14 protein-coding genes are annotated in these 13,751 nt (G+C 41.7%); 6 read left to right on the forward strand and 8 right to left on the reverse strand.

Translation table 11 applies throughout. The features are described from left to right. Window positions 1-108 precede the first annotated feature (108 nt). From PR725_RS20895 to PR725_RS20920, 6 genes are read right to left on the reverse strand one after another with little or no spacing between them, the layout of a single operon-like run. Window positions 109-771 (reverse strand): HAD family hydrolase, encoded by a 663-nt coding sequence (locus PR725_RS20895; RefSeq protein WP_109913190.1) that lies wholly within the window; start codon window positions 769-771, stop codon window positions 109-111. 18 nt (window positions 772-789) lie between these two features. Next, the gene (locus PR725_RS20900) at window positions 790-1,806 is read right to left on the reverse strand and encodes an ABC transporter ATP-binding protein (RefSeq protein WP_109913189.1); all 1,017 of its coding nucleotides are present in this window, start codon (window positions 1,804-1,806) and stop codon (window positions 790-792) included. Continuing rightward, window positions 1,806-2,636: an ABC transporter permease gene (locus PR725_RS20905; RefSeq protein WP_109913188.1), complete on the reverse strand. Its 831-nt coding sequence runs from the start codon at window positions 2,634-2,636 to the stop codon at window positions 1,806-1,808. Before PR725_RS20905 ends, PR725_RS20900 begins: the two co-directional genes overlap by 1 nt. Further along, window positions 2,626-3,528 carry an ABC transporter permease gene (locus PR725_RS20910; RefSeq protein WP_109913187.1) on the reverse strand — a complete coding sequence of 301 codons (903 nt, stop codon included), beginning with the start codon at window positions 3,526-3,528 and terminating at the stop codon, window positions 2,626-2,628. Before PR725_RS20910 ends, PR725_RS20905 begins: the two co-directional genes overlap by 11 nt. Beyond that, on the reverse strand, window positions 3,528-4,343 hold the full coding sequence (locus tag PR725_RS20915) for an alkaline phosphatase family protein (RefSeq protein ID WP_109913186.1): 816 nt from the start codon (window positions 4,341-4,343) through the stop codon (window positions 3,528-3,530). Before PR725_RS20915 ends, PR725_RS20910 begins: the two co-directional genes overlap by 1 nt. A 29-nt stretch (window positions 4,344-4,372) precedes the next feature. Next, window positions 4,373-5,425 carry an ABC transporter substrate-binding protein gene (locus PR725_RS20920; RefSeq protein ID WP_109913185.1) on the reverse strand — a complete coding sequence of 351 codons (1,053 nt, stop codon included), beginning with the start codon at window positions 5,423-5,425 and terminating at the stop codon, window positions 4,373-4,375. 249 nt (window positions 5,426-5,674) lie between these two features. Between PR725_RS20920 and nudC the strand changes: the two genes are divergently transcribed. The 6 genes from nudC to PR725_RS20950 all read left to right on the forward strand — a co-directional run bounded on the left by nudC (window position 5,675) and on the right by PR725_RS20950 (window position 10,254). After that, on the forward strand, window positions 5,675-6,466 hold the full coding sequence (nudC, locus tag PR725_RS20925; RefSeq protein ID WP_117163045.1) for an NAD(+) diphosphatase: 792 nt from the start codon (window positions 5,675-5,677) through the stop codon (window positions 6,464-6,466). A gap of 92 nt (window positions 6,467-6,558) precedes the next feature. Beyond that, complete coding sequence (hemE, locus tag PR725_RS20930) at window positions 6,559-7,623, forward strand: uroporphyrinogen decarboxylase (RefSeq protein WP_109913183.1); 1,065 nt, start codon at window positions 6,559-6,561, stop codon at window positions 7,621-7,623. Window positions 7,624-7,732: 109 nt separating this feature from the next. Continuing rightward, window positions 7,733-8,404 (forward strand): deoxyribonuclease V, encoded by a 672-nt coding sequence (gene nfi, locus PR725_RS20935; protein ID WP_210782495.1) that lies wholly within the window; start codon window positions 7,733-7,735, stop codon window positions 8,402-8,404. Between the two features lie 74 nt (window positions 8,405-8,478). Beyond that, window positions 8,479-9,066: a YjaG family protein gene (locus PR725_RS20940; protein ID WP_109913182.1), complete on the forward strand. Its 588-nt coding sequence runs from the start codon at window positions 8,479-8,481 to the stop codon at window positions 9,064-9,066. A gap of 199 nt (window positions 9,067-9,265) precedes the next feature. Continuing rightward, window positions 9,266-9,538 (forward strand): HU family DNA-binding protein, encoded by a 273-nt coding sequence (locus tag PR725_RS20945; protein WP_004264522.1) that lies wholly within the window; start codon window positions 9,266-9,268, stop codon window positions 9,536-9,538. Window positions 9,539-9,627: 89 nt separating this feature from the next. Continuing rightward, window positions 9,628-10,254 carry a DUF1481 domain-containing protein gene (locus PR725_RS20950; RefSeq protein WP_117163043.1) on the forward strand — a complete coding sequence of 209 codons (627 nt, stop codon included), beginning with the start codon at window positions 9,628-9,630 and terminating at the stop codon, window positions 10,252-10,254. A 235-nt stretch (window positions 10,255-10,489) separates the two neighbouring features. Here the strand turns inward: PR725_RS20950 and purD are convergent, their stop codons facing one another. Continuing rightward, a complete protein-coding gene (gene purD / locus PR725_RS20955) occupies window positions 10,490-11,773 on the reverse strand; it encodes a phosphoribosylamine--glycine ligase (RefSeq protein WP_109913180.1) in 1,284 nt (427 codons plus the stop codon). 17 nt (window positions 11,774-11,790) lie between these two features. After that, entirely contained in the window at window positions 11,791-13,380 is a 1,590-nt protein-coding gene (gene purH, locus PR725_RS20960; protein ID WP_109913179.1) for a bifunctional phosphoribosylaminoimidazolecarboxamide formyltransferase/IMP cyclohydrolase, read from the reverse strand. Window positions 13,381-13,751: the final 371 nt, after the last annotated feature.

The raw sequence follows: 13,751 nt of genomic DNA on the forward strand, positions 1-13,751 counted from the left end.
AATTCTATTTATCTCCTTCCTCTAGCACGAATAATTTAGAGGAACCTTTGAAAGGCGAGTTAGTTAAAACCTAAAAAATTGAAATCAAGGCTGAGATAAAAATAAGGTTTATAAATTCCACTGATATTGTGGCCAATTGTGTTCGAGTGCGGCTTGCGTTAGGCGTTCGTCGCCGTTGATAATAAATACTTCATCGGCAAATTGGCACATGGGCAGGTCGTTGGCAGAATCGGTATAAAAATATACATAGGCATCAGTGATTGGCTGGTGGCGAACCCAATCCATAAGGCGTTTAACCTTGCCTTCTTTAAAGGTTGGGATACCGTCAATTTCGGTCGTATAGCAGCCATTTTGTTGTTTAATATCGACCCCCATGGCGACGTCTGCACCAAGTTTTTCGGCGATCTTTTTCACAATAAATGAAACAGTTGCGGAGATCACAATAATCGGGATCCTTTTAGCTCGATAATTTGCGATCGTTCTAATCGCTTCAGGGTAGATCCGCGGTAAAATCACGCTTTGTACAAAATCATCCAGCCAGATATCTACTTGTTCCGTTTTTACATTGGCGAGAGTTTGCAGGTTAAAACGTAAGTAAGTCGGCATATCTAATGTGCCTGCATTATATTGCGCCATCATGGCTTTATCCGCCTCTACAAACTGTGGGTCGTTGATAATTTGCCTGTCCCACAGATATTGTGTCCACAATACGCTGCTATCACCTTGAATTAACGTATCATCTAAGTCAAAAATGGCCAGTTGGTTTTGCATTATATTCCTATCTACTTATTAACTAAGTGCGCGAATTTCATTTTTATTAAACATCAATTCAAGGCGAGTGCCCGGTTCAAATAAACGCTCAGATGAGCGATTGAGTAAATCAACTGTCATGTGACCAGCAGGTGTATCGACGCTATAACGAATGATATTTCCCAATAATTGATGGTCAACAATAATAGCATCAACAGGGTGAGAAATATGGCTACCATATTGGCGACCTGCTTCTTTGACATATATAGACTCAGGGCGGATAGCAAGTGTACCTTGTAAATTAAGACCTAACATCGTATTGGCTTTTTTGGAGTCAACAAGGTTGTAATGCCCCATAAACCGAGCGACAAATTCTGTTGCTGGTTGGGTATAAATATTCTCTGCCGTGCCACTTTGCACTATCTGGCCTTTATTCATAAGAAAAATACGGTCAGACATAATCATCGCTTCATCTTGATCATGAGTAACAAAAATTGTCGTTAAACCTAATTCGCGTTGAATCTGGCGAATTTGCTGGCGTAAGTGCTTGCGAATGCGAGCATCAAGAGCAGACAGTGGCTCATCAAGTAACAAAATTTGCGGTTTCATGACTAATGCCCTTGCGAGTGCTACTCGTTGACGCTGTCCACCTGATAGCTGATGGGGAAATTGTTGTTCTTTTCCTTGTAACTCAACTAATTCGATCACTTCAGCGACTGCTTTAGACCTTGCTTGGCTATCAATTTTACGCATTTTTAAACCAAACGCGATATTGTCAACCACAGTCATATTGGGAAATAACGCATAACTTTGGAACACCATACCCACCCCGCGTTGCTGCGCAGCTTGGTGGGTTACATTCTGGCGATTAATATAAAGTTCACCATCATTAAGTTGTTCAAGTCCTGCGATACAGCGTAATAAAGTTGATTTTCCGCAACCACTTGGGCCCAGTAGGGTAATAAATTCGCCTTTTTCGATAGTAAACTGAATATCAGCAAATACCTGATTAGTACCAAAAGATTTAGCTAAGTTTTCCGCAATAACATAACTCATCATTCATCTCCTGAACGATTTAATCGCATTGCTAACCATGTCAGCAATAAGGTAAACAGAAAATATGACATCACCAGAGCAGAAGTGAAATGTCCGCTGGTTTGTCGCATATTGAAAAGATAGATTTGCAAGGTTTCATAACGTGTTCCCACTAGAATATTGGCAAACACAAATTCACCCATTAAAAATGAAAATGAAATTAATAATGAGACCAACATACCTTTGCGAATATTTGGTAACACAATCATCATAAAAGCTTGGAAAGTACTGGCGCCGAGTAAATGTGCAGCGTCCATTAAGTCATGTAAATTAATACCTTGAAAGCTATTCGCAAGAGCACGATACATAAAAGGTAACGTGATGGTGAAATAAGTACCAATCAGGATCCAAGGAGTGCCAACTAACATGAATGGTTCATCGGCAAATATTTGCAGCAAGCCCACCGACGAGACGACAGGCGGAATCGCAAAGGGTAAAATAATCAGTAAATCCATCACCCCTTTGAGTTTAGGGAACCGATAAAATACCGCAAATGTCATCGGCAAAATAATTAATGTGCTAACCAGCAACGTACCAAAGCAAATTATTAATGAACGACCAAATGCCATGAGAAAACGCGGGTCTTGCCACAATTGTAGATACCATTTGATGGACAAGGCATCGGGTAGCACAGTGGCTCCCCAAGAGCTGGCGATGGAATACAAAAATGTGGCAATAATAGGTAGCGCTAATAGGCTAGCAACACTGATTAATACTAACTTATGGAGCCATAATCCAGAGGGTTTATTGTTATTGGTTATCACTTGGCTAATCACATTATTATTTTGCATGGTAGCTCCGCTTGATTAACCAATGATGGATAGCAGTAATAAAAGCTAAGATAGCGATAAGTAGCATTGATAACGCAGCAGCCATATTCGGTTCGAGAAACAAATCGCCGGAAACTAAACTGGCAATTCGGATAGTCACAAGGTTGTAATTACCACTCGTTAAGGCATAAGTACTGGCGTATGCGCCCATGGCATTAGCAATTAGGATAATAAAAGTACCAAGTAAAGCAGGGGAAAGCACTGGAATAGCAACTTTTAACCAATAGGTTAGCTTGCTTGCTCCCATTGTTTTCGCAGCGTCTTCCCACTCCGGTTTTAGTGCATCAAAGGCGGGGTAGAGCAACAAAACGCCTAATGGGATCTGAAAATACACATACAACAGCATTAACCCGCTGGCACTGTATATATTAAAATCTTCGATAATTCCCCATGCCTTGAGTTGTAAGGTAATCGCGCCGTTGAAGCCCAAAATAATAATGAATGCAAAAGCAAGGGGTACACCGCTGAAATTACTGGCCATGGTGGTGAAGGAGATCATTATCCGGCGAATTTTCCCTTGCATTTTATAAATGGAAAATGCCGTGATACTGGAAATGAATAAGCCAATTACACTGCAAATAACGGAAAGCCATAGGGTATTTTCAAACGCTTGTAAGTAAAAATCATTATTGAATACTTCAAGGTAGTTACCTAATGACCATGCTTCTTCGTAGATAAAGCTATTAATTAGCACCCAAATCATTGGGGCGATTTGGAATAGACTAAACAGCACAAAGAATGGCAGCAGTAGCAGTGCCGCACGCCAATGAAAACGAGCAAAGCGTTTTTTTAACATGGCAATTTTTCCCTGTTGTTGGTATGCCTGTTCACAGGGGGCAGGAATATCAGCCATTACAAATCTCCTTGTAACAGCGCATCACAAACTGGTTTATCGAGAGAGTGGGTTCCAAGTAAACGACAAATGGTTCCACAAATCTCAGTTTGCTCAATATTGCAGGGTTGATGAGAAAATTGCGAACCGACAACAAACAATGGAACTAAACACTCTTCAGGGAGTGTCCCTCCGTGGCTGCGATCATTATTCATACCGTGATCACTCGTGATCAGAATTTGATAACCTTGCTCAACCCATGTAGGAATATAATTCGACAGGATAATATCTGCATGGCGTGCTGCATTACGGTATTGTGGGGAATCAAAGCCAAACTTATGCCCTGTATCATCTATATTCATAGGGTGAATCAATAAGAAATCAGGATCAAATTGACTACGTAAATATTCCGCATCAACAAATAAATGGTCATCAGGGTAATGATCTGCTTGATAAAAGCAGCCATGTTGGATGGTTAGCGACTCATCATGGGTAAAACGGTCTCTTGTTGCTACGAAAGGTGCTCGGTTATACAGTTCACTCACCCAATAATAAGCAGCGGCGGCAGTTGTTTTACCTGCAAGGCGAGCAAGAGAGAATATGCTGTCAAAATGGGATAACCGGACAATTTGGTTATTTACAATACCGCTTTTGACAGGTGGAACTCCCGTTAGTATACATTCATATAGAGGGCGAGACATCGAAGGAAGCTCGCACTCTAATCGGTAAAGTGTTGCACTGTCGGCTTTGATTAAACCGTTGAGATAGCCCATACAATGATGGGCTACTGAATAACTTAAACCGTCAAGGACAACAAGTATGACTTTCTCAGACATCAATTTTTTCCTAAAATCAATACATTAAATTACTGCTGGTGGATCAAAACTTGCTGTTGCCACATTTTAGGGAGATTACGAGACGATTTTTCCCAACCTTCTGCATTCTTAATGGGTTGAACATTTTTATATTGTTCTTCGGGTAGTAATTTGGCTTTAATATCATCAGGTAAGGTTAAATATTGTGCACGAATTGGTCGAGCATAGCCTTCTGCAAGGTTTAATTGGCCTTTATCACTGAAAATAAATTCACGAGCTAATTTTGCCGCATTTGGGTTTTTGGCAAATTTATTGATGATAGTGGTGTAACCTGAAATGACAGAACCGTCAGATGGGATCACAACTGTAAAGCGATCACGATTGATCTGATCACGGTAATTCAGTGCGTTGAAGTCCCATAAGATGCCAACTTCGACTTCACCTTTTTCGATATTTGCGACAGTTGGATCATTAACGGATAGGCGTTTTTGTTTGGCGAGTTCAGCAAAATACTCAATGGCAGGTTTTAGGTTATTTTCATCACCACCACGGGCAAATGCGGCAGCTAGTACAGCATTATTGGCTTGTGCAGCGATACCAACATCCCCAACGGTGACTTTATATTTCCCTTTTAGTAAATCATCCCAGCTTTTCGGTGCATCTTTCACTAAATCATTATTAATCATAAAAGCGATAGACCCCGTATAGGCTAAAGCCCAATGACCGTCTTTGTCTTTTGCCCAATCAGGAATTTGTGACCACGTTGTTGGTTTATAAGGTTGAGTCACTCCTTTTTGCACGGCAACAGGCCCAAAAGAAGCACCGACATCACCAATATCTGCTGTCGCATTATTTTTTTCTGCGGCAAATTTGGCAATTTCTTGAGCGGAGCTCATATCAGTATCTTGATGCTTCAAGCCATATTGTGCCGCTAAGTCTTGCCAAGTTCCTTTCCAGTTAGCCCAAGTATCAGGCATTCCAACGCTGTAAACTTGCCCTTCTTTTTTCGCTGCATCGATTAACTCTGCTAAATTAGCATCAGCAGCTAATGTCACACTGGATGCGGTCAATGATAGTAAAATCGCAGGAACGATAGTTTTCATTATTTTCTCACTTTTGCAGAACGGTGAACCGTATTGGTTACTTAGCATCCTAATTTTAAGAAGTGACAGTTAGTTGATCCTTTTATGACAGTTTTTAGACATTTTATGGAATGGAACGTCTAAAAAGTGTCAAAATTGACAAAGAAAAATAATGAAACAAACGTTTGAATGACATTGTGTCAAAGAAGTGTATTGTGTCATTAATAGATTGATCTTATCGACAATAAAAACTAACAAAAGATGTAAAAAATGAATAAGTTAAAATTATCAGGAACAGAAAGTGGTTGGTGGTTTATCTGTTTTTCCGGGCGTTTGTGGTTACCTCATGGGGATATTCCACGAGGTATGGCAAAGGACTATTTGTTAGAAGGAAAAACAGCAACGCCAATCGGTGAGTGGCTAGGGGAAATTGTCTGGTTGATCGCCGAAAAAATGCCATCAGATATGTCATCTCCCCGTATCGTTGCTGCGCAAGATGAAGGTTTATTTCGTCTTGCTGGGCGAGGTGTGCAATTGGCGGAATTCTATCGCTCTCATCGTTATTGCGGCTATTGTGGTACGGCAATGCGCCATAGCGAAACAGAATGGGCGTGTTTGTGTGACCATTGCCATGAGCGTTATTACCCGCAGATTGCCCCTTGTATTATTGTGGGGATCCGCCGTGATGACCATATTCTATTGGCTCAGCACCGGCGCCATTCGCAAAATCCATTATTTACTGTACTTGCGGGTTTTGTTGAAGTTGGTGAAACATTAGAAGAAGCTGTTATGCGCGAAGTCATGGAAGAAAGCCATATAAAAGTGAAAAATATTCGTTACGTATCTTCACAACCATGGCCTTTTCCTCATTCCTTAATGATGGGCTTTCTCGCGGATTATGAGAGTGGTGATATTAAAGTAGACCCTAAGGAACTGGTGAGCGCAAATTGGTATCATTACAATGAATTACCGTTGATCCCACCGGCAGACACAATCGCTAGACGTTTGATTGAAGATACGGTCGCATTGTGTCGTCAGAGTGAATATGAAACGGGCAAATAGCACAGCGCTGATATTGTTACCATTAACATGATACAATAATGAACTTCGCTCTTAGCCATTTGCGGCGGCCACTTATAATAATGGAGTAAATAATGACTGAGTTAAAAAATGACCGCTATCTACGCGCTTTGCTACGTCAGCCTGTAGATGTGACCCCTGTATGGATGATGCGTCAAGCAGGGCGTTACCTGCCTGAATATAAAGCAACACGCGCTGAAGCTGGTGATTTTATTGCTCTGTGCAAAAATACCGAATTGGCTTGTGAAGTGACATTACAGCCATTACGTCGTTTTCCATTAGACGCTGCAATTTTATTTTCTGATATTCTCACTATCCCTGATGCAATGGGGCTTGGGTTATATTTCGAAACGGGTGAAGGCCCACGTTTTCATAAACCGATTATGAGCGCAGCAGATGTAAAAAATATCCCTATTCCTGATCCTGAAATGGAACTTGGTTATGTGATGGATGCAGTTCGTGCCATCCGTAAAGCGCTTGAAGGTAGTGTGCCACTAATTGGTTTCTCTGGTAGCCCGTGGACACTGGCAACTTATATGGTGGAAGGCGGCAGTAGCAAAGCATTCACTAAAATCAAAAAGATGATGTACGAAGACCCGAACACATTGCATTTGTTATTAGATAAACTGGCAGATAGTGTCATTTTATACTTGAATGCTCAAATTCGAGCAGGTGCACAGTCCGTGATGATTTTTGACACATGGGGTGGGGTCTTAACTAAGCGTGATTATTTACAGTTTTCATTGAATTATATGCATAAAATTATTGATGGCTTAATTCGTGAAAATGACGGTCGCCGTGTTCCTGTCACCTTATTCACTAAAGGTGGCGGCCAGTGGTTAGAGGAAATGGCTGCAACGGGTTGCGATGCATTAGGGCTTGATTGGACGACTGAAATTGCAGATGCTCGTCGTCGTGTCGGTGATAAAGTTGCTTTACAAGGTAATATGGACCCATCCATGTTATATGCGCCACCGGCTCGTATAGAAGAAGAAGTGCAAAATATTCTATCAGGCTTCGGCCAAGGTGAAGGGCACGTATTTAATTTAGGTCATGGTATCCATCAGGATGTTCCACCTGAGCATGCAGGTACATTTGTGGATGCTGTTCACCGTTTATCCCGCCAATATCATCAATAACTATCGTTTATTGATCTTCTTGATTTGTGGTGTATTTATAGAATCTTGTAAGTACACCATTATCATCTATGATTAAGAATAATTAAATCTCATAAGCAATGGACGCATGATGGTTTTAGATACTCAACGATTACGAAAAGAACAAACTAGCCAAGCTTCAAAAATTATTTTGCAGGATGAATTTCCACCACTCAAATTGATTGGTGGAGCCGATGTAGGCTTTGAACAGCAAGGCACTATTACACGTGCAGTGGTAGCTGTACTATCTTGGCCACAGTTAGAACTTGTTGAGTATCAAATAGCTCGAATACCGACTCAATTGCCTTATATTCCGGGATTACTTTCTTTTCGTGAAGTCCCAGGGTTAATGGCGGCGTGGGAAAAAATACAAAACAAACCTGAATTAGTGCTTGTGGATGGGCAAGGGATTGCACATCCGCGGCGGTTTGGTGTTGCCTGCCATTTTGGGTTACAAGCGAATATAGCCACAATTGGTGTAGCAAAAAGCCGTTTATGTGGTGATGCGGTTGAGTTAAGTGAAGAGCCTGAAAGTGTTCAGCCGTTAATGGCAGGTGAAAATCAACTCGGTTGGGTGTTGCGGAGTAAAAAACGCTGCAAACCATTATATGTTTCGCCGGGGCATAAAGTAGGTTTTTCGTCTTCCCTAGCGTGGGTTAAGCAGTGTCTAAGAGGCTATCGGTTGCCGGAACCGACGCGTTTTGCTGACGGAATTGCATCAAATCGAACGTTTTTTAAGCGAATGAATGAGAAAATCAGCTAATTATCAGCAAAATATGTGGCATTGACAGATTTTCAGGTAAACTGCGAAGTATTAAGATTGATGAGTCAGAAATTATGTTAAGAAATCCCATTCATTTGAGGTTGGAAAAATTAGAAAGCTGGCAACATACAACTTTCATGGCGAGCCTATGTGAAAGAATGTATCCGAACTTTCAAATGTTTTGTCAGCAAACTGAATTTGCCGATGCAAAAGTTTATCGTTCCATCCTTGATTTAGTTTGGGAAACTTTGGTCATTAAAGATAGCAAAGTCAATTTCGACAATCAGTTAGAAAAATTAGAAGAAATTATCCCATCAGCAGATGATTTCGATATGTATGGTGTGTATCCAGCTATTGATGCCTGTATTGCATTAGGTGAAATTATTCATTCGAAATTGAGTGGTGAAACCCTCGAACACGCAATATTGGTTAGCGAAGCATCCATTCGTACAGTTGCCATGCTCGAAATGACTCAAGCAGGGCGGGAAATGACAGAAGAAGAACTCAAAGAAATCCCGGCCGTTGAAGAGGAATGGGATATCCAGTGGGACATTTTCCGCTTACTGGCAGCTTGTGAAGAGCGCGACTTAGAGTTAATTAAAGGATTAAAATCTGACCTCCGCGAAGCGGGGGTGAGCAATATAGGTATTACTTTAAGCTGATTTTCGCATTTTCATTATCGAAAACGTGACTTGACGCAGTAATGCTGAGTACTAAGACTTCACATTTGCCCCTACTCTGGTCTACATTTAGGGGCGAGAAGAAGTGGCTATCGGGGGCGTGTATCAGGGGCTGTCAATTTGGCATATCCGACGCACTCGATGCTTTGCAAACGATAAACACACTGTGTAAGGATAATTTATGAATAAGACTGAATTAGTTGATGCTATCGCAGAATCAGCGGACCTGACCAAAGTTCAGGCAAAAGCGGCATTAGAATCTACTCTGAATGCTATTTCTGAAACGCTGAAAAAAGGCGAGCAAGTCCAACTGGTCGGTTTCGGTACTTTTAAAGTTAGCCACCGTGCTGCGCGTACTGGTCGTAACCCACAAACTAAAGCAGAAATTCAAATTCCTGCTACAACTGTACCCGCTTTCTCTGCCGGTAAAGCACTGAAAGAAGCTGTAAAATAAGAACATTGTACAGACGAATCACCAGAAGGGGTAAAAAACTACCCCTTTTGTTTATTCAAAAAGGGTTGCTGGTATTGGGAGCCATCTCAATGCTAAGCGCCTGTTCTTCTAATGCACCAAAGCTACCTGAGTTTAGTGCAAGCGGTTTTATTGCCGATGATGGCGTCATTCGTATGTGGCGGCTAAATAATGCAAAAAGCCAACCTCTGGTCTTAATGGTGGTTTATAGCCCCTATAAAGGCACAGACACTTCCGTTAATTTCTTCGAGTACCGCTCTGGTAACCTCTGGCAAATTCGTAGCCAAATCTTGAATCAAAAAAATGGTGATATCACTGAACAATTACGTTTCGATAAAAATAATGACGTTATTTTTATGCAGCGTGCTCAAGATGGCCATAAAACATCACTTTCGGCTGATGAAATCACGCGTTGGCGCTTTGAAGCAGAACGCATACTCGAGACAAACACTGCACTGATTGTCGGCGGCGTCAAACTCTATCAAGGTCGCTGGCAACAAGGCAAAGTGACCACCTGTGAGGGTGATGTGCGCGAAGTGACTTTTGAAGCCTATGCTGAAAAGTGGTTACAAAACCGTGCGAAAGTGTGGCATTCCCAGCTAAATTTAGCGTGGTTGGAGTCTTCAGAGGGAAACCAGCTTTTGATGGTAGCTGATACCGATTTTTGCCGCTGGCAACCTTCTAAAGATAGCTTATAAATAATCGCTCGTCGTCTTTCGAGCCTCAGCTATATTGCTACGTTCGCTCACTCTAGTCACATACTTATGTATGTTCCTAGAGATTCTCTCTCTTGCAGCTTTGCTGTGATTCGAAATACTTAGAGCCATTGTCTGTGTGAATGGTCAAAGGCAAAAACAAGTTCAAAAAATAGAAAATAAAAAAGCTGATAAAAGTTTCCTCTTATCAGCTCAGGGAATGGTTTAGTACTTTGTATTATTTTATACGAGCGATAGCGCGGTAGCCGATGTCGTTGCGATAGAAGCTATCATTCCAGTGAATCGCTTTGGCGACTTCATAAGCTTTGGCTTGTGCTTTAGCAATATCATTACCTAATGCTGTTACGCATAGGACGCGACCACCGGCAGTCACGACTTCTCCATCTTTCATGCGAGTACCAGCATGGAAAACTTTACTATCCGTGGCTTCAGTGGTTGGTAAACCTGAAATTACATCGCCATTGTGGTAATCACCTGGGTAACCACCTGCAGCAATTACTACCCCTAAAGCAGGGCGTTCATCCCATAATGAATCTTTACCTGCTAACTCACCTTTCGCGCCAGCTAAACATAAAGCGACTAAGTCCGATTGCAAGCGCATCATAATAGGTTGAGTTTCAGGATCGCCAAAACGGCAGTTAAACTCGATAACTTTTGGGTTACCTGCTTTATCAATCATTAAACCTGCATATAAGAAGCCTTGGTAGCGATTTCCTTCTTGGTCCATACCTTTAACTGTAGGGTAAATGACTTGTTCCATTACGCGTTTATGTATTTCATCTGTCACAACAGGCGCTGGGGAGTAAGCGCCCATTCCACCAGTATTTAGGCCAGTATCACCATCACCAACACGTTTGTGATCTTGGCTAGTCGCCATTGGAATGACATTTTCACCATCTACCATAACGATGAAACTCGCTTCTTCACCATCAAGAAATTCTTCGATCACGATACGGTGGCCTGCATCACCAAAGGCATTCCCTGCTAACATGTCATGAACAGCTTCTTTCGCTTCTTGCAGAGTCATTGCAACAATAACCCCTTTACCTGCAGCAAGCCCATCTGCTTTGATCACGATTGGTGCGCCTACTTTATCTAAGTAAGCTAAAGCAGGTTCAATTTCAGTAAAATTTTCATAAGCCGCAGTAGGAATATGATGACGAGCTAAAAAATCTTTGGTAAATGCTTTTGAACCCTCAAGCTGTGCAGCACCTTGGGTTGGGCCAAAAATAGTTAAGCCAGCAGCCTTAAACGCATCGACTACACCAATAACCAATGGTGCTTCAGGGCCGACAATAGTTAAACCAATTTGCTTATCTTTGGCGAATTGAAGCAATCCATTGATATCAGTTGCCGAAATATTGACGTTTTCAAGGGTCGGCTCTAATGCTGTGCCTGCATTGCCTGGGGCAACATACACTTTATTTGCTAAAGGGGATTGAGCCGCTTTCCAAGCTAAGGCATGTTCACGGCCGCCGCCACCAATAATCAAAATATTCATTACTAGACTCCTAATAATTAGTGACGGAAATGACGCATATTAGTGAAAATCATGGCGATACCATGTTCATTTGCCGCCGCAATGACTTCATCATCACGGATAGAACCACCTGGTTGGATAACACAGGTTACTCCAACAGCAGCTGCGGCATCAATACCATCGCGGAATGGGAAAAAGGCATCTGAGGCCATTGCACAGCCAGCGACTTCTAAACCTTCATCAGCGGCTTTAATACCTGCAATTTTTGCAGAATAGACACGGCTCATTTGCCCTGCACCAATTCCAACGGTCATGTCATTTTTGGCATAAACAATCGCATTCGATTTCACAAACTTCGCGACTTTCCAGCAGAACATAGCATCTTTTAATTCACGCTCTGTAGGTTGGCGGTTTGTGACTACACGTAGCGCTTCCTTTTCAACCATACCTAAGTCACGGTCTTGTACCAATAAACCACCATTCACACGTTTAAAGTCTAATCCTGTAACTGGTTTGCTCCATTCGCCACATTCAAGTACGCGAACGTTTTGTTTAGTCTCAAGAATAGGTAGTGCATCTTTAGCAACAGAAGGCGCAATAATGACTTCCACAAATTGGCGATCGATAATGGCTTGAGCAGTTTCTTTATCTAATTGACGATTGAAAGCGATAATGCCGCCAAAAGCAGAAGTTGGATCAGTTTTGAATGCGTTATCATAAGCAGCATGAATCGAATCACCGATAGCGACACCACAAGGGTTTGCATGTTTAACAATGACACAAGCAGGCTCTTCGAATGATTTAACGCATTCAAGAGCTGCATCGGTATCAGCGATATTGTTATAAGACAGGGCTTTACCTTGGATCTGCTGAGCAGTTGCAATAGACGCTTCTTTTGGGTTTTCTTCTATATAAAAAGCGGCATCTTGATGGCTGTTCTCTCCGTAACGCATGTCTTGTTTCTTAATAAAATTTAAATTCAAGGTGCGAGGGAAACGGCCAGAAGGCTGGGTCGTATCACCATAATAAGGGGCAACTAATTCACCAAAGTAATTCGCAATCATGCTGTCATAAGCTGCAGTGTGTTCAAAAGCTTTAATTGCGAGGTCAAACCGCGTAGACCAATTGAGTGAGTTTTCGTGGTTATCCATTTCATCAATAATGATTTGATAGTCATTACTATTTACTACAATTGCTACGTCTTTATGGTTCTTAGCCGCGGAGCGCACCATGGTTGGGCCGCCGATATCAATATTCTCTACAGCATCTTCAAGGGTACAATTTGGTTTTGCCACGGTTTGGGCAAATGGATATAGATTAACAACGACCATATCAATCGGTGCAATATCATGCTGTTGCATAATGGCATCATCCGTACCACGACGACCTAAAATTCCGCCATGCACTTTCGGGTGCAATGTTTTTACTCGGCCATCCATCATTTCAGGGAACCCTGTGTAATCTGAAACTTCAGTTACGTTTAGTCCTGACTCAGCGAGTAACTTTGCAGTACCGCCGGTAGATAGGAGCTCAACACCACGTTGAGATAACGCCTTAGCGAATTCAACAACCCCTGTTTTATCAGACACACTAAGCAGGGCACGACGAATAGGACGAAGCAGTTGCATGAGATAGATCCCTTGGATTTGAATAAATAAGGCAATAACGAATATCAGTCAGTGAAAAACTCAACGAGCTTTTCTTATATACCTATTATATCTATTGATGAAAGCAAAGCGGAATTTGCCAACTTTCTCTATAACAATATATAAGTCACTAACAATTTCAGAACATAAAAACAAAATCAATGCTGAAATTTCTAACCAATTGTAACGCAAACGTTTGCGTAATGCGCGATAATTTTAAAATTATTTTCAGGTTGTGGATAACTTCGTGCATAAGTCAGTATAAGTAGGGGTTTTGCTGTGGAATGCAGCAGTTGAATAAAAAAATGCAAAAAAGGGGTTGCCAGATTTTTCTGACTCCCTATAATGCGCAT

This window comes from Providencia sp. PROV255, from assembly GCF_028478065.1.
Lineage (GTDB): Bacteria > Pseudomonadota > Gammaproteobacteria > Enterobacterales > Enterobacteriaceae > Providencia > Providencia rettgeri.